Annotated in this window: 18 protein-coding genes; 7 read left to right on the top strand and 11 right to left on the bottom strand. The window is 46.8% G+C overall.

The genetic code is table 11. From position 1 onward, the window contains the following. Positions 1-7 precede the first annotated feature (7 nt). The 3 genes from purB to ACP7H9_RS01580 all read left to right on the top strand — a co-directional run bounded on the left by purB (position 8) and on the right by ACP7H9_RS01580 (position 3,687). Positions 8-1,378 (top strand): adenylosuccinate lyase, encoded by a 1,371-nt coding sequence (gene purB / locus ACP7H9_RS01590; RefSeq protein WP_439222207.1) that lies wholly within the window; start codon positions 8-10, stop codon positions 1,376-1,378. Further along, the gene (locus ACP7H9_RS01585) at positions 1,375-2,517 is read left to right on the top strand and encodes a cupin domain-containing protein (protein WP_439222093.1); all 1,143 of its coding nucleotides are present in this window, start codon (positions 1,375-1,377) and stop codon (positions 2,515-2,517) included. The genes purB and ACP7H9_RS01585 overlap by 4 nt, the downstream gene beginning before the upstream one ends. Before the next feature lie 132 nt (positions 2,518-2,649). Beyond that, a complete protein-coding gene (locus ACP7H9_RS01580) occupies positions 2,650-3,687 on the top strand; it encodes a Glu/Leu/Phe/Val dehydrogenase dimerization domain-containing protein (protein ID WP_110013136.1) in 1,038 nt (345 codons plus the stop codon). A 26-nt stretch (positions 3,688-3,713) separates the two neighbouring features. On the opposite strand, the gene ydiJ is transcribed toward ACP7H9_RS01580, so the two are convergent. Both ydiJ and ppsA read right to left on the bottom strand, forming a co-directional pair. Then, entirely contained in the window at positions 3,714-6,743 is a 3,030-nt protein-coding gene (gene ydiJ / locus ACP7H9_RS01575) for a D-2-hydroxyglutarate dehydrogenase YdiJ (RefSeq protein ID WP_439222092.1), read from the bottom strand. 2 nt (positions 6,744-6,745) lie between these two features. Beyond that, entirely contained in the window at positions 6,746-9,112 is a 2,367-nt protein-coding gene (gene ppsA, locus ACP7H9_RS01570; protein ID WP_110013138.1) for a phosphoenolpyruvate synthase, read from the bottom strand. Between the two features lie 107 nt (positions 9,113-9,219). On the opposite strand from ppsA, the gene ppsR reads away from it, so the two are divergent. Beyond that, positions 9,220-10,029: a posphoenolpyruvate synthetase regulatory kinase/phosphorylase PpsR gene (gene ppsR, locus ACP7H9_RS01565; protein ID WP_011234563.1), complete on the top strand. Its 810-nt coding sequence runs from the start codon at positions 9,220-9,222 to the stop codon at positions 10,027-10,029. Between the two features lie 30 nt (positions 10,030-10,059). Here the strand turns inward: ppsR and ACP7H9_RS01560 are convergent, their stop codons facing one another. From ACP7H9_RS01560 to bioB, 7 genes are all read right to left on the bottom strand, one after another. Further along, the gene (locus tag ACP7H9_RS01560; protein ID WP_286823315.1) at positions 10,060-10,857 is read right to left on the bottom strand and encodes a DUF1338 domain-containing protein; all 798 of its coding nucleotides are present in this window, start codon (positions 10,855-10,857) and stop codon (positions 10,060-10,062) included. A gap of 40 nt (positions 10,858-10,897) precedes the next feature. Then, positions 10,898-12,256 carry a class II 3-deoxy-7-phosphoheptulonate synthase gene (locus ACP7H9_RS01555; protein WP_110013140.1) on the bottom strand — a complete coding sequence of 453 codons (1,359 nt, stop codon included), beginning with the start codon at positions 12,254-12,256 and terminating at the stop codon, positions 10,898-10,900. 72 nt (positions 12,257-12,328) lie between these two features. Then, positions 12,329-13,192: a protease HtpX gene (htpX, locus tag ACP7H9_RS01550; protein ID WP_034823144.1), complete on the bottom strand. Its 864-nt coding sequence runs from the start codon at positions 13,190-13,192 to the stop codon at positions 12,329-12,331. A 63-nt stretch (positions 13,193-13,255) separates the two neighbouring features. Beyond that, complete coding sequence (gene bioD / locus ACP7H9_RS01545; RefSeq protein WP_286823316.1) at positions 13,256-13,924, bottom strand: dethiobiotin synthase; 669 nt, start codon at positions 13,922-13,924, stop codon at positions 13,256-13,258. 18 nt (positions 13,925-13,942) lie between these two features. After that, entirely contained in the window at positions 13,943-14,710 is a 768-nt protein-coding gene (locus ACP7H9_RS01540; RefSeq protein WP_286823317.1) for a methyltransferase domain-containing protein, read from the bottom strand. Positions 14,711-14,748: 38 nt separating this feature from the next. Continuing rightward, a complete protein-coding gene (locus ACP7H9_RS01535) occupies positions 14,749-15,879 on the bottom strand; it encodes an aminotransferase class I/II-fold pyridoxal phosphate-dependent enzyme (protein ID WP_243734856.1) in 1,131 nt (376 codons plus the stop codon). A 24-nt stretch (positions 15,880-15,903) separates the two neighbouring features. Continuing rightward, a complete protein-coding gene (gene bioB, locus ACP7H9_RS01530; RefSeq protein WP_011234570.1) occupies positions 15,904-16,941 on the bottom strand; it encodes a biotin synthase BioB in 1,038 nt (345 codons plus the stop codon). Between the two features lie 101 nt (positions 16,942-17,042). Here bioB and bioA point away from each other — a divergent pair, with 101 nt between their 5' ends. Further along, entirely contained in the window at positions 17,043-18,338 is a 1,296-nt protein-coding gene (gene bioA / locus ACP7H9_RS01525) for an adenosylmethionine--8-amino-7-oxononanoate transaminase (protein ID WP_011234571.1), read from the top strand. Here bioA and ACP7H9_RS01520 read toward each other — a convergent pair. Next, positions 18,335-18,694, bottom strand: coding sequence for a hypothetical protein (locus tag ACP7H9_RS01520; RefSeq protein ID WP_011234572.1), 360 nt, complete (start codon positions 18,692-18,694; stop codon positions 18,335-18,337). The genes bioA and ACP7H9_RS01520 overlap by 4 nt on opposite strands. A gap of 107 nt (positions 18,695-18,801) precedes the next feature. Between ACP7H9_RS01520 and asnS the strand changes: the two genes are divergently transcribed. Next, positions 18,802-20,202, top strand: a complete 1,401-nt coding sequence (asnS, locus tag ACP7H9_RS01515) for an asparagine--tRNA ligase (protein WP_011234573.1) — start codon at positions 18,802-18,804, stop codon at positions 20,200-20,202. Here the strand turns inward: asnS and ACP7H9_RS01510 are convergent. After that, a complete protein-coding gene (locus ACP7H9_RS01510; RefSeq protein WP_286823318.1) occupies positions 20,199-20,765 on the bottom strand; it encodes a nitroreductase family protein in 567 nt (188 codons plus the stop codon). The two genes, asnS and ACP7H9_RS01510, sit on opposite strands and share 4 nt — an antisense overlap. Positions 20,766-20,873: 108 nt before the next feature. Here ACP7H9_RS01510 and sppA point away from each other — a divergent pair, with 108 nt between their 5' ends. Further along, positions 20,874-22,724, top strand: coding sequence for a signal peptide peptidase SppA (gene sppA, locus ACP7H9_RS01505; RefSeq protein WP_272988889.1), 1,851 nt, complete (start codon positions 20,874-20,876; stop codon positions 22,722-22,724). Position 22,725: the final 1 nt, after the last annotated feature.

Genomic DNA, 22,725 nt, shown 5'->3' with positions numbered 1-22,725 from the left:
GTTTATGTTGCCCTTTTCCTCCTTGACGGCGGTGTCACCTGTTGATGGACGATACGCCTCAAAAGCAGAAATGCTACGCCCTATTTTCAGTGAGTACGGATTGATTAAATTTCGAGTGACTGTTGAGGTTCGTTGGTTACAATTATTAGCAGACGTTGACGGTATTAAAGAAGTACCTGCGCTGAGTAAAGAAGCAACACAGATACTGAACTCCATTGTTGAGAATTTCTCGGTCGACGACGCTGAACGCATAAAAGCTATCGAGAGTACCACCAACCACGACGTGAAAGCGGTCGAGTACTTTCTGAAAGAGAAAGTGGCAGATAACGAAGAGCTGAATAAAGTTTCCGAGTTCATCCACTTTGCCTGTACGTCCGAAGACATCAACAACCTTTCTCACGGTTTAATGTTGAACACGGCTCGCGATGAAGTACTACTGCCTATGATGCAGGAGTTGGTCGACCGGGTTAAAGAACTGGCGAAAGAACACAAAACCGTTCCTATGATGGCCCGTACACACGGGCAACCGGCAACGCCAACCACAATGGGCAAAGAATTTGCAAACGTTGCCGTGCGTTTACAACGTCAGCTGGAACAGCTTAAAGCTGTAGACGTTATGGGTAAAATAAATGGTGCTGTCGGTAACTACAACGCTCACCTGGCAGCCTACCCTAACGTGGACTGGCACCACATTTCAGAGCAATTTGTTACTTCATTAGGCTTGAGCTGGAACGCTTACACAACGCAAATTGAGCCGCATGACTATGTTGCTGAATACTTTGATGCATTAGCTCGTTTTAATACCGTACTCATTGATTTTGATCGTGACGTATGGGGCTATATTGCATTGAACCACTTCAAACAGCGTACTGTTGAAGGCGAAGTTGGCTCATCAACCATGCCTCATAAAGTAAACCCTATCGACTTTGAAAACTCAGAAGGTAACCTGGGTATTGCAAACGCTGTTATGCAGCATTTAGCTCAGAAACTGCCTATTTCACGCTGGCAGCGCGACCTGACTGACTCAACCGTTTTACGTAATTTAGGCGTGGGTGTTGCCCATACTGTTATCGCATTCCAGGCTACCTTAAAAGGTTTGAGTAAACTGGAAGTTAACGAAGCCCGTTTAGCGGCTGAGCTGGATGAAAACTGGGAGCTGATGGCTGAACCAGTACAAACCGTTATGCGCCGCTACGGTGTTGAAAAGCCATACGAGAAGCTAAAGACCCTAACTCGTGGTAAGCGCATTACCAGCGATGATCTGGCGAAATTTATTGACTCTTTAGACGTGCCCGATGCCGCTAAAGACGAAATGAAAGCACTGACTCCGGCAAATTATATTGGCCGCGCCACTCAGTTTGTTGATGATCTCCTATGAAATTAGTGTTTGATAAAGACGATTTTTTAACGAACTACTGGCAGAAAAAGCCTTGTCTTATTCGACAGGGCTTTGCCGATTTTACCGACCCTGTCAGCCCTGAAATTCTGGCTGGACTGGCGATGGAAGAAGGCGCTGACTCGCGAGTTATTGAGTCAAAGGCAGACACGGAATCGGGTTGGCTAGTGACTCATGGCCCATTTGAGGACTACGAAAAGTTCGGAGAAACTGACTGGACTTTGCTGGTGCAGTCAGTAAACGAATGGCTACCAGACGTAGGTGAATTGATAACCCCTTTCCGCTTTTTGCCCGACTGGCGCATTGATGACGTAATGGTCAGTTTTTCCTGCGAAAACGGCGGTGTTGGCCCTCACCTGGATCAGTACGATGTTTTTATTATTCAGGGCGCAGGCTCCCGACATTGGCGGGTGGGTGAACGACAAGCCATGCAGGAGTATCAGCCCGCGGAAGACCTATGCCAGATAAAAGGCGAATTTAACGCTGTTATTAATGAGCACCTGACTGCTGGTGACGTTTTGTATATTCCAGCTGGCTGTCCTCATGACGGTATCTCGCTGGAACCGTCTTTAAACTACTCTGTTGGTTTTCGTGCTCCATCGAAAGCCGAGCTACTGCTGCAGTTAGGTGATATTGCGATGCAACAGGAGTCATTGCAGGAGCGTTATCAAGACCCGGCTCTAAGCAGCGAAGACGTTTCATGGGTTATTGAAAAAACGCAGCTAAGTGCATTAAAGCAGTTTTTAAAAGACGCTTTAGAAAGCGATGAAACCGGCGCATTATTAGCAAAAATCATCTCCCAGTCTAAACGCCCTCTTCCCGAGCCAGAGCTGCCAACCACCGCTGAGCAAATTCCGACTCTGCTCGCGCAGCAAAATGCATTTATAGAAAAGACCTCGGGCGCACGTTTCTTAAAACTCAGCGACACGCAGTTTTACGGTAATGGCGAAGCCTTTCACGTTATACAAGAGGCTTTACCTACCGCGGAATGGCTGGCGCAACTGCAAGGTTCTGAGGCTACTGAAGAATTAGCTAAATTGGCAAAATCTGTTGCCGGGTGCGAGCTAATTGCCGAAACAATTAACCAGGGAATCATCTACTTATACATTGACGAATCCTGAGTGATTCTGTGTAAACAAGAGTTGATAAACGCCCGTTTAAATACCTAAATTTATTCACATCTTAAAGTAGCGCGAGCCTTATCTAAATGGTAATGTTCGCGCAATTTTTGAAGCAATGAGGAAGTGAAACTCATGTCTCTATACGAGCATCCCGAATTTGATCACCACGAGCAAGTGGTGTTTTGTCATGATCAGGAATCAGGCTTAAAAGCCATTATTGCCATCCACGATACAACTCTAGGTCCAAGCCTTGGTGGTACTCGTTTATGGAATTACGCTTCTTCTGCCGAAGCGGTCACCGATGTACTGCGTTTGTCTCGTGGTATGACTTATAAAAGTGCAATGGCAGGTCTGCCTTTAGGTGGCGGTAAAGCGGTTATCATCGGCGACGCGAAAAAGATCAAAAGCGAAGAACTCTTCCGCGCTTATGGTCGCTTCATCGAGTCTTTAAGTGGTCGTTACATTACCGCTGAAGACGTCAACATTCGTACTGAAGACATCGGTATGGTCGCAAAAGAGACCAGCTACGTTGCAGGCACGGCAGATAAAGCCGGCGACCCTTCACCTCATACAGCACTGGGTACTTACCTTGGTCTTAAAGCGGCAGCAAAACACAAATTAGGTAGCGAAGATCTTAAAGGTGTTAAAATTGCCATTCAGGGTCTGGGCGCTGTTGGCTACGATTTCGCTAAATATTGTGCAGAAGACGGCGCTGAACTTATTGTTACCGATATTAACGAAGAAGCCATTGAGCGTGCTGTTAAAGAACTGGGCGCGAAAGCTGTTGGTCTGGACGAAATCTATGGCGTAGACGCTGACGTTTATGCACCATGCGCTTTAGGTGCCACCATCAATGACGAGACTTTGAAGCAACTTAAAGTCAAAATTATTGCCGGCAGCGCGAATAATCAGTTAGCCAACCCTAAACACGATAAAGCGGTTAAAGATATTGGGATTTTATACGCTCCGGACTACGTGATTAATGCCGGTGGCGTTATTCATATTTGTTCAGAAGCCGCCAACTTTACTGTAGAAGAAACAGAAAAACGTGTGCGCGGTATATACGATACCTTAGATCAGCTTTTTGCCCGTGCACAGGACGAAGACCGCCCTACCGGAACTGTCGCTGATGAAATGGCTCGCGAAATCATCGCTAAAGGTAAGCAGTAAACGTCACTGCAAATAAAAAGCCTGAGTTAACTCAGGCTTTGTAAGATTATCTCAAGCGGGTGTCTCACCCGCTTTTTTTCTATCCGTTTTATTTGTGAGCGACAAGAGAATCCAGTAACCAGTACTCCGCTGCTTCCATACTCCTGAACCGCTTGTTGCCAGCCCATTTGATAAAGTCCCCTGCTGTCTTCCTGATTCTGTTTTTCATGACCAAATGTACCGGCCATGCCGCAGCAACCCACATTAACAACATCCAGTTTTAGCCCCAGATTTTGGAATAAGGCTTGCCATTGTTTAGCTGACTCAGGTACGAAACTCTGTTCGGTACAGTGCAGCATTAGACCGTAGCGACTGGTGCTGAATGAACTGATATTGTCAAAGTTCAAGGTATTAAGCCATTCTACAACCGTCATTACGTTAACTTCTGGTAGTTGACCATCGCTCGCCTTGCGATACTCGTCCCGGAGTATCAATGCTGTAGAGCTGTCGGGCCCAATTAATGGAATACCAGCATCAGAAATAGGTTTTAACTGCTCGGTCACCTTTGCGGCTGTTTTCTCAAAGTCGCTGATAAAGCCTTTTACGTGCTGCGCTTTACCATGTCCTAAGAACGGCAGTAAAATCGGTGTGTAACCTAACTTTTTGATAAGCAGACCCAATTTTAGAACCAGATCGGCCTCGTAGAAGGTTGTGAACGGGTCCTGCGCAATAACCACCGAGTTTGACTTCTCATCCTCGGTCAAACTCATTATCTGCTCTGTGGTTAACTCAATAAGCCCGTTTCGACGCCAGGCGGTTCTTAAGTTGGGCGTTGAGAATAACGGCGTATCGACATAGCCAATACCATATTTGAGCACAAACCGGCTTAACGGATTATTAATCAGTAAATTGCTCAACCGGGGAAACTTACTCGCTATCGGCGCGGTCTTTTCAATACCTTTGACCAGATAGTCCTTTAACGGACGAGCGTATTTACTGTAGTAATGATCATAAAAACGAGCGCGGAACGTCGGCACATCGACACTGACTGGGCATTGGTTGGTACACGCCTTACAAGCCAGGCATTTGTCCATGGACTCTTTCACTTCGTGGCTGAAGTCATTTTTTCCGGCAAACCGGTTAAGCTGGCGTTTGGCAAAGCCCAATGATTCTGGCTTTTCAGCCGCGTTATAGCCGGCGTTGTGAGTTAACCGTAACCATTCACGTAAAAGCCCAGCCCGCCCTTTGGGCGAATAACGACGGTCCCGCGTTATCTTATAAGAGGGGCACATAGCGGACTTAGGATCGTAATTAAAGCACAAGCCATTACCGTTACAGTCCATCGCGTTTTTATAGCTGTCGCGTGTAGCCACCGGTATTTGACGATCAAAGAAGCCGCGCTTAACGGCATCGACAGAAATAAGCTCGGCATTGGTGTTAAACGGCGTACAGATTTTCCCCGGGTTTAGCTGGTTAAAGGGGTCAAAGCTGGCCTTAATTTTTTGCAATTCGGTATAGAGATGCTCACCAAAAAATGCCGGTACGTACTCTGAGCGATAGCCTTTACCGTGTTCGCCCCACATGAGTCCACCGTACTTTTGTGTCAGCTCGGCAACTTTATCACTGATTTGTCTGAGCATGACCTCATCTTCCGGCTCACACAAATCCAGTGCCGGGCGCACATGCAAAACTCCGGCATCTGCATGCCCAAACATGCCGTAATGCAGGCCGTTAGCGTCTAAAAGAGCACGAAACTCGTTAATAAAATCAGCCAGTTTCTCGGGCGGTACAGCGGTGTCTTCAGCAAAAGCTACGGGTTTACGCCGTCCTTTAGTTGCGCCCAGCAAGCCTACCGATTTTTTCCGCATCGCATAAATCAACTGGATACTGGGTAAATCATCACAGACTTGATAGCCAATCACACCTTTGCTGTCTTTGCTTTTAATCAGCTTGTCCAGGCGTTGGGTTAAAGAGTTAACTTTGCTGTCTATTTCTTCCTGATTTACCCCCGTGAACTCAACCATGTTGATGCCATCCATTCGCTGACCTTCAACATCAGACAATAGTGGTTCAACCGACTTCCAGATTATATCCTGACGTGCAAGATTCAGTACGGTACTGTCAACTGTCTCTACTGAGGTTGCTTTGGCATCAACTAAAAAAGGCGAGTTCTCTAAAGCAGCCTGGAAATTTGAATACTTTACGTTCACCAACACCCGGTGTTTGGGAATAGGAGTAATATTCAGCCGGGCTTCACTGACAAACCCTAAGGTTCCTTCTGAGCCCGCAATTATTCGCGAAACATCTATCTTTTGCTGCTCGGCGTTATAGGCATGTTTCAAGTCATAACCGGTTAAAAACCGATTCAGCGGCGGAAATTTATCATGAATACTCTCAGCTTCACCGACACAGGTATCAATAATCTGTCTGTAAATTCGGGCAATGCGATTATCCTGCTGTGCAACAGTTTCGGCCTGTTCAAGCGAAACCGGTCCGCTATCAAGTACAGAACCGTCAAGCAGTACAGTCTTTAAACCAAGAATATGGTCGCTGGTTTTACCATAAACTAAGGAGCCCTGACCGGACGCGTCGGTATTGATCATCCCGCCAAGAGTCGCACGGTTACTGGTCGATAAGTCAGGTGAAAAGAAATAGCCATGAGGGCGCAAAATATCGTTTAGCTGATCTTTTACCACCCCGGCCTGCACTCGCACCCAGCCCTCTTTAGGGTTAACTTCCAGCACTTTATTCATGTGGCGACTTAAGTCCACCACAATACCAGAAGTTAAAGACTGGCCATTGGTACCGGTGCCACCTCCACGGGGAGAGAACTGCACACTGCTATTGTTTTCCTGACCTGCCAGCTTCATCAGCAATACAAGGTCGGTTTGATTAAGAGGATACAAAACGGCCTGAGGCAGGTTTTGGTAAACGCTGTTATCCGTGGCCGCGATTAAACGGCCCGAATAACTCACGTCAATTTCACCTGCAAACTCTGAGCTTCTTACCTGCTCAATAAAGTGCCGGTAGTCATCTGGTAACGCATTCTCAGCAGCAATCTCAGGTAATACAGTCATACTTATAGGTTTTCCGCCAGGTACATCCAGGTTTCAATAACGGTGTCCGGGTTCAGCGATACCGAATCAATGCCCTGATCAACCAACCAGGCTGCAAAATCAGGATGATCCGACGGGCCCTGACCACAAATACCAACGTACTTACCGCGTTTCTTCGCCGTTTGAATGGCCATTGCCAGCAGTTTCTTCACAGCTTCGTCACGCTCATCAAATAAGTGCGCGATAACACCGGAATCACGATCCAAACCTAAAGTTAACTGGGTTAAATCATTAGAGCCAATAGAGAAACCGTCGAAGATATCGAGGAATTCATCGGCCAGCAGAGCATTAGAAGGCAGTTCACACATCATAATAACGCGCAGGCCATTTTCGCCCTGAACCAGCCCCTGCTCGGCCAGAAGTTCAATTACTTTACGCCCTTCTTCAAGAGTTCTGACAAACGGGATCATGATTTCGATATTGGTCAGACCCATATCGTTACGAACGCGTTTAATTGCTTCACACTCTAATGCAAAGCAGTCCCGGAACTCTTCTGAGATATAACGCGACGCGCCCCGGAAGCCCAGCATAGGGTTCTCTTCACCCGGCTCATACTGTTTTCCGCCAATAAGATTCGCGTATTCGTTCGACTTAAAGTCAGACATGCGCACAATGACGCGTTCTGGAGAGAATGCGGCTCCCAAGGTAGAAATTCCTTCGGCTAAACGCGCTACGTAATATTCGCGAGGGCTGCTGTAGCCGGCCATCATGCTATCAATCGTCTGCTTCAATTCGTCGCTTTGCTGGTCGTAATTAAGCAAGGCTTTAGGGTGAACCCCTATCATCCGGTTGATAATAAACTCCAGACGAGCCAGACCAATACCGGCATGAGGTAAGCTGGCGAAATCGAAGGCTCGGTCCGGGTTACCCACGTTCATCATAATTTTTAACGGTAGATCCGGCATGGCATCAATTTGTGATTCGGTAATATCAAAGTCCAGTTCACCCTGGTAGATATAACCGGTGTCGCCTTCGGCACAAGAAACCGTAACGGCCTGACCATTACTGATATGGTCAGTTGCGTCACCGCAACCAACAACCGCCGGAATGCCCAGTTCGCGTGCAATAATCGCTGCGTGGCAAGTACGACCACCGCGGTTAGTAACAATGGCCGCCGCACGTTTCATAATTGGTTCCCAGTCAGGGTCGGTCATGTCGGTAACTAATACATCGCCCGGCTGCACTTTATCCATTTCGCTAATGTCATTCAGAACACGAGCAACACCACGACCAATACGCTGGCCAATAGCGCGCCCTGTGCAGACAACGTCGCTTTTAGTTTTTAACGCAAAACGCTCAATGGCTTGCCCTTTTTGGTTTGACTGAACCGTTTCAGGACGTGCCTGGACAATATACAGCTTGCCGTCGACGCCATCTTTTGCCCACTCAATGTCCATTGGACGACCATAATGCTCTTCAATGATAAGAGCTTGCTTAGCCAGTGTTTCGACTTCTTCGTCAGTTACCGAGAAGGTCAGGCTCTTCGACTTTTCTATGTCTTCTATTAATGTCTGTTTTCCATGTTCTCTGTCGTCAGAGAAAATCATTTGAATTTTCTTGCTGCCCAGAGTTCTGCGCAATACTGAAGGGCGCCCTGCTTTTAAGGTTGGTTTATGTACGTAGAATTCATCTGGGTTAACCGCCCCCTGCACGACCATCTCACCAAGACCGTAAGATGAGGTAATGAAAACCACGTCATCAAAACCTGACTCTGTATCAATGCTGAACATAACCCCGGAAGAGGCAATGTCACTACGTACCATACGTTGTATACCAGCCGACAACGCAACACCGCGGTGGTCGTAGCCCTGGTGAACGCGATAGGAAATAGCGCGGTCGTTAAATAATGAAGCAAACACGTGTTTAATGGCTTCCATTACACTACTTAAGCCACGTACATTCAGGAAGGTTTCCTGCTGGCCGGCAAATGAAGCATCCGGCATATCTTCTGCCGTCGCTGAACTGCGTACCGCAAAGCTAAATTCGTCGTTGTTTTCACTTAACTCAGCAAAAGCGTCTTTAATAGCTGCTTCAAATTCTGGTTGAAAAGGCGTATCAATAATCCATTGGCGGATTTTTTTGCCAGCCTGAGCCAAGGCCTGTACGTCGTCAACATCAAGCGTGTCGAGCAAATCGTGAATACGATCGTTTAAACCACTTTGCTCCAGAAACTGGTTATAGGCATCAGCCGTTGTTGCAAAACCACCGGGCACTTCAACTCCTGCTCCGGCTAAGTTACTGATCATCTCACCCAGCGAGGCATTTTTGCCACCCACTCGGTTTACGTCCTGCATTCCCAGATGTTGGTACCAAACTACGTATTCTTGCACGTCACAATCCTTAATTGATTTTTCGGCATGGAAGTGGCATCTATTTTACACGCTGTGGCCCAACAAGTTAATATCGAACCTACAATCGGTTAAAAAGAGATTTGCCAGTGCGCTATGCATTTTACATTTCAGATGGTACAGCATTAACCGCCGAGGCCTTTGGCCACGCGCTTTTGTCCATGTTCCCGGTCAATTTTGAGCACAAAACATTACCTTTTATCGATAATCAGGAAAAAGCAAATGAGGTGTGTAAAACAATAAAAAAAGCCGTTTCCGACAGTGGTGAGCCGCCTTTAATCTTCCATACTTTCGTTAACGAGAAGCTAAAAGCAAAAATTACCGACTGTGGAGGCATTTGTTACGACTTTTTAGACCACTTTATTGCTCCGGTGGAAAAAGAGCTGGGTGTTAAGGCGGAACCGAAAACACACCGTACTCATGGTGTACATAAAAACTACAACTTTCGAATAGATGCGATTAATTATGCTCTGGATAACGATGACGGGAAGCGCCTGAATCAACTGGATAAAGCTGACCTGATTTTAATTGGAGTGTCGCGTACAGGGAAAACGCCGACCAGCTTATACCTGGCCATGCAATACGGAATTAAAGTTGCCAACTACCCTCTGACCGACGATGACGACTTTGAACGATTGCAATTGCCTAAAGAACTTAAGCAATATCGTCATAAGCTATTTGGATTGACCTTGTCGTCACAGCGTTTACATGAAATTAGAAGTCAAAGACGGGAAGGCAGCCAATACGCTTCTATGGCGCAGTGTCGGTTTGAGCTAGCGGAAGTTGAAAGGCTCTATAGCCGGGAGGCAGTACCTTTTATCAACTCAACCCATTATTCAGTAGAAGAAATAGCCGCAAAAATTTTGGCTAAAACAAACTTAGAGCGGCACCGTTATTAATGCCGCCCTAATATTCTGAGAAGCTACACTTTACTTCGCGTTGGTGCTTTCAAAAATTTTGTCCGCCGACGCTGCAACAAAGCCAGTATACAGTTTGCCGTCTTCAATTTCGTAGCGCTTAGCAAACTCATAGAAGCAACTGGGGATCTCAACAGTCTTATCAGAAAACTCAACTGGGTGACGGTCAGCCATAGTTGATGATTGTTCCAGATAAACGTCCGGAGACCCTTTGATTTCGCCGCCAGACGTATTCAGTTTGAAACCATTGTCTTTTAACTTCTGGTTTACCTGCTCAAGCGTTTTATAGCCCGGTAACTGGTTAACGCTGACCGTAAAGTGGTTAGCGCAATAGCCAAATGCAGCCATCCACGCAGCGTACTCACTTTCTTCGAGCAATGACTGGTAATCGGCATAACTGACTTTCCAGTGCGTACCCGAATAAAGAAAGTCCGGCTTTTTAGTGTCTTCAGCCGAAATCTGAGCCACCATCTCTTTGACTTTGCTCTGCAGTTCATCAGAAAATTCAGCCGTCATTAATTCGCTGATAAATACTTTTGGCAATTCAGGGTCTTCATGCTCAAAATGTTTTGCACGCAGTTTTTTCGCTTCAAAGTGGTAGTCACCACCCTCTTTGTAACCTAAGTCCAGAAAATGTTGTGCCAGTACTTCCAGACCAACAGGACTGATATCAAAAGTCCGAAAAGCAACATGATCATTAACGATCGGATGCCCTTCGCCTAAAATTTGATGCACCTTTTTTGCTGAAGGTGTACGCGATAAATAATCTTGCCACAAGTTTTCAAATAACACTTCTACCTGTTGCGACATATAAAAAATTACCTCTTAAATATTCGGTTAAAGGGGATGATCAACCCGCGCCGTTGCGAGCTGCTTTTAATGATTCTGCGACTAAAAACGCTAATTCTAGCACTTGATCGGCATTCAGTCGTGGATCGCATTGAGTCCGGTAACGACTGGACAAATCTGCTTCACTTATACGGTAGGCACCGCCGGTACATTCTGTAACATCTTCACCTGTCATTTCCAGATGGATGCCCCCAGGGTAAGTGCCTTCAGCTTGATGGATCGCAAAGAAATGTCTTAATTCTTTATGTATGGCGTCAAAATTCCGGGTTTTCAAGCCATTATCAGCCTTAATCGTATTGCCATGCATGGGGTCACTTGACCAGACCACGTTGCGACCTTCCTGTTTTACACGGCGCACTAACTCGGGCAATTTATTAGCCAGATTATCGGCGCCCATACGAGTAATTAATGTTAAACGTCCGGGTTCGTTGTCAGGGTTCAATGCGTCAATTAACTGAATGAGCTCATCCCCTGGCATGGTTGGGCCCACTTTTACTCCAACTGGGTTATGAATGCCGCGCATAAACTCGACATGAGCTTGATCTAACTTACGAGTACGTTCACCAATCCAGACCATATGCGCTGAGCAGTCATACGGCAAACCGGTTAATGTGTCAGTGCGGGTTAAAGCTTGTTCATAAGGCAATAACAATGCCTCATGCGAGGTGAATAGCGAAGTCTCGTGAATGGCCGCGTTATTCTCTGAGTTAATGCCCAATACTTCCATAAAGCGCAGCGCCGACTGAATTTCTTCAGCTATTTTCTGGTAACGCTCTTTTAACGGATTAGAGGCAATAAAACTTAAGTTCCATTTATGCACCTTGTGCAAGTTGGCCAGACCGCCCTGCGCAAATGCTCGCAACAAGTTCATGGTCGCTGCGGAGTGATGATAAGCTTTAATCATGCGTTCAGGGTCAGGTTGACGAGCCATTTCCTCAAACTCTGAGCCATTAATGATGTCGCCACGGTAACTGGGCAGACTGAGGTCGCCAATGGTTTCAAAGTCACTAGAGCGCGGCTTCGCATACTGCCCGGCCATGCGTGCAACTTTTGTCACCGGACAGGAGCCTGCAAACGTCATGACAATGGCCATCTGCAGAATGACCTTAAAAGTGTCACGAATTTTCGGTGCGTTGAAGTCACTAAACGACTCTGCACAATCGCCGCCCTGCAGCAGGAAACCCTCTCCTACGCAGACATTCTTTAACTGGTTTCTTAACGCTCGTATCTCTTCTGCGAACACCAGTGGCGGGAACTGACTCAGTTGCTGTTCTACTGCCTGCAACTGCGACGGATCGGAATACTTCGGTTGTTGTTCTATTGGCTTATCGCGCCAACTGCGCGCACTCCATTGGGCCATAACAAAAATTTATCCGCTTTATCGGTGAGTAAGAGTTAAGAATGTACCTCTGTATCCCTTGAAAAGCAACGACTAACGCCGTTGCTCAAGAGCATGAATTCGTTCTTCTAAAGGCGGGTGACTCATAAACAATTTCGACATAGTTGAGCGTTTTCCTTTAATACCAAACGCCAGCATAGTGCCATCGAGTTCCGACTCTTTGCCTTGCTGTAAGCGACGTAAAGCAGCAATCATTTTTTGTTTACCAACTAAATCTGCGGACCCGGCATCTGCTCTGAACTCACGCTGACGAGAGAACCACATGACAATGGTACTGGCTAAGACGCCAAATACGATTTCCAGCAACATCACGACACCATAATAGGCGAACCCACCGCCCCGCTGGTTATCACCGCCCCGCATTATCGCGCTGGCAATGATCCGCGCAAAAAACATGACAAACGTATTTATCACGCCCTGGATTAAGGTCAGCGTCACCATATCGCCATTAGCAATATGACTCATTTCATGTGCAAGAACCGCCTCAACTTCGTCAGCATTCATGCTTTGTAATAGTCCGGTACTGACCGCAACCAATGAAGCATTTTTACTGCGCCCGGTAGCAAAAGCGTTAGGCTCCGGCGATTGATAAACCGCGACCTGAGGCATAGGAACCCCTGCTTTTTGCGCCTGTTGCTGAACGGTACGGAACAACCATTCTTCAGACTGGTTCTGTGGTTTTTCTATGACTCTGGCTCCGGTTGAACGAATTGCCATCCAGCGTGATATCCAGAGCGATACAAACGCACCACCAAAACCAAACAGCGCACAGAACACCAGTAAACCCACTGACCCTTGTGCATCAATGCCGGTTACCGCCATCACAATATTAAAGACCACGCTAACAACCAGCAGAATGGCCATGTTAGTCGCTAAAAACAGCAAAATTCTCTTCATTGCTCGTACTCCGGGGAACTTAGTCTGCTAAGTTATGTGGGGGTATTTAGTCGTATTTCAATCTTACTTATGGAAATAAATGCTCAAATCTTCCTCTGTCCAGCCTGGCAAATAAGGAATACTAGCGAGCTCTTTTTCGCCCATCAACTCACGTAGCGACTCCAGATTCTCGGCCTGTCGCGGCATCGGCTCCGGCCCCGTTTGCACGGCAATCCAACCTGCAACATCGCAACCTTCCTGCTTTATTGATTGCAGGCTAAGCAACGCATGGTTCAGGCAACCCAGTTTTAACCCGACCACCAGCACAACTTTCGCATTAACCTCCTTTACCACTTGCGGCATACGCAGTCCGGAAGCCAGAGGTAACTGCCAGCCACCGGCACCTTCAATCACTAAACTGTCTATTGGCCGCTCATGAAACCAGTCTACCGCTTTCAACAGGCGTTCTTTGTCTATGACCACGCCACTGTCTGCTGCCGCAATATGAGGCGCAATTGCGGCTTCAAAGGTATAAGGATTAACTCTATCGTAATCAAAGGAAGTATTAGACTGACGCATTAAATTCAGTGCATCTTCATTCACCAACTGCCCGTTTTGCCAATGACAACCGGATGCAACTGGCTTCATTACCGCAACTTGTTGCGACTGCTTTACTAAGTATTGAACAAAAGCACATGCTGCAACGGTTTTTCCTGCATCAGTGTCCGTTCCGGTAATAAAATAAGTGTTCATATCAACTTAAACTCAATGCTACTTAACTAATTTAATATTAAGAATTGACCATTCAAGTGGCAATCCCTGCAAAGTTCTATGATTTTCGAAGGCATTTTCCAACTGCTGTAAGCGGTTGCGCGTCATCAGTCCGGCGTTATCAGTTCGCCTCACATAGTTGGCACCAACTCCCTTAATACTGCCTATAAGTTCACGGACACTGGCAAAATACTGGGTGTATTCTTCTGTCACGAATTCTGAATGACGCCAGTTAACTGAGTCGACTTCATTCTGCACCCTCTCTGCAGATTTAAAGCGGTGCGTATGTTGCAAATCGTCCACTGCATTCCAGCTTTTTGTGAAAGAGTTGAAAGTGCCCTCAATAACGGTATTAACGGTTACAACCCCACCCGGCTTTAAAACTCGATAAGCTTCACTCATCGCATTTTGCAAATTATCGACCCATTGCATAGACAAATTAGCGAAAAGCCAGTCGACTGAATTATCAGCTACTGGCAAAGCTTCCCACTCGCCATTAAGCCAACTCAGTTCCGGATAATCAGCGGCAGCTTTAGACAACATAGCCGGAGCAATATCAACACCAAGATAATGATTTGCCCGGAGTAAGAGGTCTGCTGTCGTTGACGCGGGACCACAGCCAACGTCAAGCACCTGATTCACATTAGCCGGCCCGAGGCTTAATAGCCGGCTGGCTGTTAAGCGCTGAATACTCGCGTGCTGGTGGTAGTATTTCGCCGCCTTATTGAACTGCCGCGCAACAGCCTGTTGAAAATTCATTATTTTCATAACGGAGGTTTCATAACTTAGATTTCATAACGGAGACTTCATAACTGGCTAAGAATCCTATCTACCCGACTCCAAAATTGAGCAAGTTCGGGCGTCGACATTTCTGACGTTAAACTAAAACGGATACGGGAGCTTCCCGCAGGTACTGTTGGCGGACGAATAACGCTGCATAAATACCCCTGAGCCTGTAGTTCTGTTGCCATGTTTAGCGCGTCATCATCGGAGTTAAATAACCATGTTTGTATGGCCGAGTTTGATTCTATCGTTTTTAAACCGCGCTGTTTCAGCTGTTCCCGAAAATACTGAATGCGCTCAGCAAGTCTTCCGCGGCGGTCATCGCCTTCTGCGCTGCGTACAATTTCTACAGAGGCTTTTATTGCAGCGGCCTGAGCCGGCGGCATCGCAGTGGAATAAATATAATCACGGCAAAACTGAATTAAACTTTCAATTTCATCATCATCGGCACAAACAAAGGCTCCACCGACGCCCAACGCTTTACCAAAGGTGCCGGTTATCACATCGGCAACAGCGGAGTCCGCAACTAATGAGCCTTTCCCCTCAGCGCCATACGCGGCTATTCCATGCGCATCGTCAAGCATAATTTTCAGATCATACTTGCGCTTTAAATAAGCCAACAGGTTTAAATCACAGGCGTCTCCGTCCATGCTAAAAACACCTTCGGTCACCAGCCAGTCGCACGGACTGGCTTTGCTAACAACTGGTTCAGGTTGGTTATGTGGAAACCGCTTAAAACGCCCTTCACCGTGCTGCATACCGTCAATAATTGAGGCATGAACCAATTTGTCGGCGAACAGCTTTTGTTGTTTATCGATCAGGGTTGTCAGCACACCGTGGTTTGCTGCGAAACCTGAATTAAACAGCAAAGCCCTGGGTTTATTCATCCACTCGGCCAGCAACTCTTCCAGTTCCTGATGAACTTTACTGTAACCGCTGAGTAACGGTGAGCCAGTACTGCCAACACCCCAGATATCAATAGCTTGCTTAAATGCACGCTTTATATCCGGATGCTGGCTTAAGCCGAGGTAATCATTGGTACTGAAATCCAATTGCCAATGAGCGTCGGAGCTACGTACCTTTCGCGAGCGAAACAGCGAAGAGTCTTTACGCTCATTAAGCCGCTGCTCATACCCCAACACGATTTTCTCCACTCTCTATTCTCTGCCTATTCTCTACTAAGACGCGTCGTAGTATCGAACAGGGTTTTGCTGTTCTTTAATCGCATCTTCAATAACCGCGGTGTGAACTTCATCATCATAGCCGTCGCGCTGTTCAGGCTTAATGCCCAGACGCTCGAATAAACGTAAATCGGCATCTGCTTCAGGGTTCGCTGTGGTCAGCAGTTTTTCACCATAGAAGATTGAGTTAGCACCGGCGAGAAAGCACAACGCCTGCATTTCATCGTTCATGTCTTCACGGCCGGCGGACAAACGTACATGCGAAGCTGGCATTAAAATACGGGCTACGGCAACGGTACGCACAAATTCAAAGTTATCTAAGTCTTCCAGTTTGGCAAAAGGCGTGCCTTCTACTTTAACCAGCATATTAATCGGTACGCTTTCCGGGTGCTTAGGCAAATTCGCCAACTGCACTAATAAAGAGGCTCGGTCGGTGACGCTCTCGCCCATACCAACAATGCCTCCGGCACAGACTTTCATACCTGCGTCTCGCACATTATTCAGCGTATTAAGGCGATCCTGATAAGTTCGGGTGGTAATGATGTCACCATAGAACTCCGGAGAGGTATCGAGGTTGTGGTTGTAATAATCAAGACCGGCCTGCTGCAGCATTTTTGCCTGTTCATTACTTAACATGCCAAGTGTCATACAGCTTTCCAAACCCAATGCTTTCACGCCTTTGATCATTTCAATGACGTAAGGCATATCGCGGTCTTTCGGATTACGCCAGGCGGCGCCCATGCAAAAACGGCTCGCGCCCTTCTCTTTCGCTGCCTGTGCTTCAGCCAGCACACTTTCAACTGCCATCAGGCGCTCGCGATCCAACCCGGTGTGATAATGGGCGCTCTGCGGGCAATACTTACAGTCTTCGGGGCAGGCACCGGTTTTAATCGACAACAAGGTACTGACCTGAACTTCGTTCGGGTTAAAGTGCTGGCGATGCACTGTTTGTGCTTCGAAAACTAAATCGTTCAACGGCATCTGCAAAAGATTCTGAACTTCTTCAATGGTCCAGTCGTTACGAATTTGTGGCATGGTAAATCTCGTGTGCTTGGCAAATTATGGTCGACTAGAATAATCCAGCTCGATACACTGTCAATATACTTTCAGTTTAATACTTTACAATAGTTTAATTTATGAGCAAAAGCGATATTGAGTTTGATCGACAGCACATTTGGCACCCATATACCTCTATGCTGAACCCATTACCTGCTTATAAAGTTGAGTCAGCAAAAGGTTGCAGATTAACTCTGGATACCGGCCATGAGGTGGTTGATGGCATGTCTTCCTGGTGGGCTGTTATTCACGGATACCGCAATCCACGCTTAGATGCCGTTGCTCACCGTCAGATAGATAAAATGAGCCACGTTATGTTTGGCGGTATCACGCATCAACCCGCGATTGATCTTGCTCGACGTCTTATTGAACTGACTCCTGAGCCTCTACAACGAGTATTTATTGCCGATTCAGGCTCTGTCAGCGTTGAAGTTGCCATAAAAATGGCCTTGCAGTTCTGGCTGGCGCAAGAACGTCCGGAGAAGCACCGACTACTAACCATAAAAGGCGGCTACCACGGCGATACGTTTAAAGCGATGTCGGTTTGCGACCCGGTCAACGGCATGCACCATCTTTTTAACAGAGCTATTAACTCCCAGCTTTTTGCTGAAGCCCCCAGGCTAACCCCTGACGATGACTGGGCAGAGACTGCTGGTGACGAACTCAGACACTGGTTCGAGCAACACCACCATGAGTTGGCGGCGGTTATTCTTGAACCTGTTGTTCAGGGAGCCGGTGGTATGCGTTTTTATCACCCTGAATACCTAAGGCTAATACGCCAGCTTTGCGACGATTTTGACGTATTACTGATAGCGGATGAAATTGCAACAGGGTTTGGTCGTACCGGCAAGTTATTCGCCTGTGAACACGCTGGAATTACGCCTGATGTTCTCTGCGTTGGTAAAGCTCTGACCGGTGGTTACATGACGCTGGCAGCCACGCTAACCACGAAACAGGTAGCAGAAACCATTGGTCACGGCCCCGGCGGAGGCGCATTAATGCACGGCCCTACTTTTATGGGGAATCCTTTAGCCTGCGCGGTTGCAGCTGAGTCACTGGCGATTATTGCTGAGGGTAAGTGGCAGCAACAGGTTGCTGAAATTGAAGCTCAGTTAAAGCAGCAACTTCTTCCCCTGGCTGAATGTGATGCAGTAAAAGACGCACGAGTTTTTGGGGCTATTGGCGTATTAGAAATGCACCACCCCATTGATGTTGCCATTGCGCAGAAGCGTTTTGTTGAATTAGGGGTATGGATACGCCCGTTCGGACGCTTACTTTATATTATGCCGCCTTATGTTATTTCTACGAACGAGCTCAGCCGTTTAACCGTTGCCATGAAAGACTACGTTGAAACTCAGAGCTCTATTAAGGCTTAATAACCAAAGAAATAAACCGACAAGCCACCCAAACAACTCATGATCAGTATCAGGATATTGATCCACAAATGCTGTTTGTCCTTGCGGAAAAGAACATAATTAAGAACAAAGCTGAGCAGACTCACACAAAGGCCAATAACTAAAAGAATAACGAATAAGTCACCTAATGTGATGAGCCAGTCTTCGCGAACAGGAATACCAAAAATTTCAGTCAAAATGGTATCGCGCTCAGGTTTTGCATAATTGAAAACGATAGCGGCAACGACAAAGATAAACCAGCCGAAAATAGACAGCCATCCCAGAACACGGGACCAAAATGGTACCTGCTTTAAATCCGCTAAGGATCCCCTTTTCATAATTTTTCTCTCGGTTATCAGGGGTTATACTTGAGTCTGCGCCAAAGCGCGGTAACATAGCAACCTTTCTATAGCAAAATAGTGTAAATTTCGGAGAAAACCAACTCATGTCGTATGCTTCTGTAGTGGATGTTCTGACGGGAAAAGTCGCTGTCGATGAGACCGTCACAGTCCGGGGCTGGGTACGCACCCGCCGTGACTCGAAAGCCGGTATTTCATTTATTAACTTGCACGATGGCTCATGCTTTGATGCCATTCAGGCCGTGGTTCCGGCAGAACTTCCCAATTACAGTAATGAAGTGCAGAAACTGACGACCGGTTGTTCTGTAGCTATTACCGGTGTTGTTGTCCCTTCTCAGGGCAAAGGTCAGTCATTTGAACTGCAGGCAACCAAAGTTCATGTATATGGCTGGGTGGAAGATCCCGATACCTACCCTATGGCTCCTAAACGTCATAGCATGGAATACTTACGTGAATACGCGCATTTGCGTCCGCGTACCAACATTACCGGTGCGGTCATGCGTGTTCGTAATGCGTTATCTCAGGCTATTCATCGCTTCTTCCATGAGGAAGGTTATTTGTGGGTGAGTACACCAATCATCACGACTTCCGATTGTGAAGGTGCCGGTGAGATGTTCCGTGTTTCAACACTGGACATGCTGAATATCCCGAAAACAGATAAAGGCGAAGTCGACTACTCTGAAGACTTTTTCGGCAAAGAAGCGTTTTTAACGGTGTCGGGTCAGCTGAACGTAGAGTCTTACGCTTGCTCTTTATCTAAAGTTTACACATTCGGCCCAACCTTCCGTGCTGAAAACTCGAACACCAGCCGTCACTTGTCTGAATTCTGGATGGTAGAACCCGAGCTGGCGTTTGCCACTTTAGATGATGTTGCCGGCTTAGCCGAAGCCATGCTTAAGTATGTGTTTAAAGCCGTTCTGGAAGAGCGCCCGGACGACATGGCGTTCTTTGCCGAACGCATTAACTCTGACGCTATCAGCCGTTTAGAAGCCATTGTAAATAATGACTTTGTGCACATGGATTACACCGACGCCATTGAGATACTGAAGAACTGCGATAGAAAATTCGAATACGCGGTTGAATGGGGTGTGGATTTACAATCAGAGCACGAGCGTTATTTAGCTGAAGAACATGTCGGCGCACCAATTATTCTGAAAAACTATCCGCGCGATATTAAAGCCTTTTACATGCGCCAGAACGAAGATGGCAAAACCGTTGCCGCTATGGACGTTTTAGCGCCGGGTATTGGGGAAATTATCGGTGGTTCCGCCCGTGAAGAACGTTTAGACATTCTTGACCAGCGAATTGACGAAATGAACCTGCCAAAAGAAGAATACGGCTTCTACCGCGATTTGCGTCGTTACGGTACCGTTCCTCACGCCGGTTTTGGCCTGGGTTTTGAGCGCTTAGTGGCTTATGTCACCGGCGTACAAAATATTCGTGACGTTATACCTTTCCCACGGGCTCCGAAAAGTGCCGAATTTTAATCCAGCACTAAGTCATTACCGTTCATAAAAAACGGTGATGAATCTTTCTGAGGCTTTATTGGCGTAGGGACTGCAGGTGTCCCTACGTACAGAAAGCCGACAATGGCGTCGTCCACAGACAATCCCAACTGCTCCTTGATAAAGTCGTCCTCGGCCATCCATCCGGTACGCCAAATAGCACCTATACCTTGTGCAAAGGCCGCTTGCTGCATGCCGTGAGTGGCACAGGCAACCGTACACAGTTGCTCATCACGGGGGACTTTCGGGTGCTCCTGAAAACGCAGACAAGAAACAATGATCATTGGGGCCCGAAATGGCAGCTGCCCAGCCTGCTCTATGACCGTTTCTGAAAAGTCGTTAAGACGCGCAGCCTGCTGGTAGATATCCGCCAGAACCTGCCTCTCTTTTCCCTGAAACTGAATAAACTGATATGGCGTTAGTCCCATATGATCAGGCGCACGAACAGCTGCGGCCTTAATTAACTCCAGTTGCTCTATAGTAGGACCGGGTTCACTCAAACGCGGCATGGAGGAACGGCTGGTTAATAACTCTTCGGCATTCATACTTCACCTTATTCAATGTGTAATGGTTAGTTACATTCTCTGACTGGTCTGTTACTCGCACATTCGATATGCTAAGGCCTGTTTTTATTAGCTAATGAGAATTTAACTATGCGCTCAATCTTCAGTTATTTATGGAAAATAATCAACGGTACGCGCAAGGTCATTTTGAACCTTGTATTCTTTTTAATCCTCGCGGTTTTTCTCGTTAGTCTATTTAGCGGAGAGGATCCTATCGAAGTACCGGAGAATGGCATTCTGGTTCTTAACCCTAATGGCATGCTGGTTGAAGAGAAGACTTGGGTTGATCCTTTTAGTCAATTCCTGAATGAAGCTATGGGAAGCAGTGATGATATCCCCGAAGTTCTGTTATCTGATGTGGTCGACTCAATTGAGAAAGCCAAAACAGACGAACGTATAGGCGCACTGTATTTAAACTTACAAAACTTGTACCCAAGCGGACTCAATAAGTTACAGGCAGTTGCCGAGGCTCTTGACGATTTCCGTACCTCTGGTAAACCCATTATCAGTAATGCTGATTACTATGATCAGCATCAGTATTATCTTGCAGCGCATGCAGATCAGCTTTACCTAAACCCAATGGGCGGAGTTGTATTTGAAGGGCTTGATTACACTCAACTTTACTTTAAGGACTTACTCGACAAGCTTAAAGTTCAGCCTCAAGTCTTTAAGGTCGGTAAATTTAAAGCGGCTGTTGAACCTTTTATTCGTAACGACATGTCTGATGAAGCACGTGAAGCCAATGAGTTTCTTTATTCAGCTTTGTGGGATAGCTTCCGCACCGATGTGACAGCGGCCCGTAACATTAATCCGTTGGTTACCAGTGGTAAAGTTGATGATTACATGTCGGCCTTTAACAGTGCCAATGGCGATATGGCCAAAATGGCGCTAGAAACAAACATGGTTGATGCGCTGCGTACACGTACCGAAGTTCGTAACGAGCTCATCAATTTAGCCGGGTACGACAAAGAAGAAGATACCTTCCGTCATATTACCTACGACAACTATCTGGCGACTGAAATGGAAGTCCCGGAAAGTCTGCAACCGACAGATCGTAGCCAGATCGCGGTTGTTGTTGCTCGTGGGCAAATCGTTAACGGTTCGCAAAAAGCCGGTATGATTGGTGGTGACAGCACCGCAAAACTGATTCGTGAAGCACGCAATAACAAGCAGACGAAAGCGATTGTGCTGCGCATAGACAGCCCCGGCGGAAGTGCCTTTGCCTCTGAAATTATCCGTCAGGAAATCCTCCAGGCAAAAGAAGCCGGTATTCCGGTTGTGGCATCAATGAGCACCGTGGCAGCATCTGGTGGTTATTGGATAGCAGCAGATGCCGATAAAATTGTGGCAGCACCAACTACCATTACCGGTTCAATTGGTGTCTTTGGCCTGTTAATGACTTTAGAAGACAGTTTGGCGGCTATTGGCGTTCATAGCGATACTGTCAGTACGACTGAGATACAAGGTTTAAATCCACTGGAAGAAATGACTGAGTACCAAAAGAAATTGGTGCAAAGCTCGGTTGAAGCCACCTATGAAGACTTTTTGACTATTGTCAGCAAGGCTCGCAACATGTCCCGCGACGACGTGCATGAAGTTGCTCAGGGCCGCATCTGGACGGGTAAACAAGCAATGGAGCGTGGATTAGTTGACCAACTTGGAGACTTTGACGACTCAGTAGCTGCGGCCGCTGAGCTGGCTGCCATTGATGATTACGATGTAAAAATTGTTCAACAAGAGTTGTCATCGAAAGAGCAATTTTTTGCCAACATGTTTAACAGCTCTTCAGAGTACCTCCCTGTTCCAACTGTTGGTGGTGAGGCTCAACACTGGTTAATGGGTACACTTAATAAAGTGAAATCTGAAACTGCGGTTTTACAAAACTTTAATGATCCTAAAAATGTTTACTCTTACTGTGCACTCTGCCTTCAACCGCGATAGA

The sequence above is a fragment of the Idiomarina sp. ST20R2A10 genome (assembly GCF_051842345.1).
Lineage (GTDB): Bacteria > Pseudomonadota > Gammaproteobacteria > Enterobacterales > Alteromonadaceae > Idiomarina > Idiomarina loihiensis.
Note: the sequence above shows the minus strand (reverse complement) of the source record. Positions and strands in the feature narration are given on the sequence as shown.

What these genes read in the sequence shown, in the direction of transcription:
- ACP7H9_RS01585 (WP_439222093.1), top strand. Translation starts at nt 1,375, where the DNA reads ATGAAATTAGTGTTTGATAAAGACGATTTTTTAACGAACTACTGGCAG.
- ACP7H9_RS01580 (WP_110013136.1), top strand. Translation starts at nt 2,650, where the DNA reads ATGTCTCTATACGAGCATCCCGAATTTGATCACCACGAGCAAGTGGTG.
- ydiJ (WP_439222092.1), bottom strand. Translation starts at nt 6,743, where the DNA reads ATGACTGTATTACCTGAGATTGCTGCTGAGAATGCGTTACCAGATGAC.
- ACP7H9_RS01560 (WP_286823315.1), bottom strand. Translation starts at nt 10,857, where the DNA reads ATGTCGCAACAGGTAGAAGTGTTATTTGAAAACTTGTGGCAAGATTAT.
- ACP7H9_RS01555 (WP_110013140.1), bottom strand. Translation starts at nt 12,256, where the DNA reads ATGGCCCAATGGAGTGCGCGCAGTTGGCGCGATAAGCCAATAGAACAA.
- htpX (WP_034823144.1), bottom strand. Translation starts at nt 13,192, where the DNA reads ATGAAGAGAATTTTGCTGTTTTTAGCGACTAACATGGCCATTCTGCTG.
- bioD (WP_286823316.1), bottom strand. Translation starts at nt 13,924, where the DNA reads ATGAACACTTATTTTATTACCGGAACGGACACTGATGCAGGAAAAACC.
- ACP7H9_RS01540 (WP_286823317.1), bottom strand. Translation starts at nt 14,710, where the DNA reads ATGAAAATAATGAATTTTCAACAGGCTGTTGCGCGGCAGTTCAATAAG.
- bioB (WP_011234570.1), bottom strand. Translation starts at nt 16,941, where the DNA reads ATGCCACAAATTCGTAACGACTGGACCATTGAAGAAGTTCAGAATCTT.
- bioA (WP_011234571.1), top strand. Translation starts at nt 17,043, where the DNA reads ATGAGCAAAAGCGATATTGAGTTTGATCGACAGCACATTTGGCACCCA.
- ACP7H9_RS01520 (WP_011234572.1), bottom strand. Translation starts at nt 18,694, where the DNA reads ATGAAAAGGGGATCCTTAGCGGATTTAAAGCAGGTACCATTTTGGTCC.
- asnS (WP_011234573.1), top strand. Translation starts at nt 18,802, where the DNA reads ATGTCGTATGCTTCTGTAGTGGATGTTCTGACGGGAAAAGTCGCTGTC.
- ACP7H9_RS01510 (WP_286823318.1), bottom strand. Translation starts at nt 20,765, where the DNA reads ATGAATGCCGAAGAGTTATTAACCAGCCGTTCCTCCATGCCGCGTTTG.
- sppA (WP_272988889.1), top strand. Translation starts at nt 20,874, where the DNA reads ATGCGCTCAATCTTCAGTTATTTATGGAAAATAATCAACGGTACGCGC.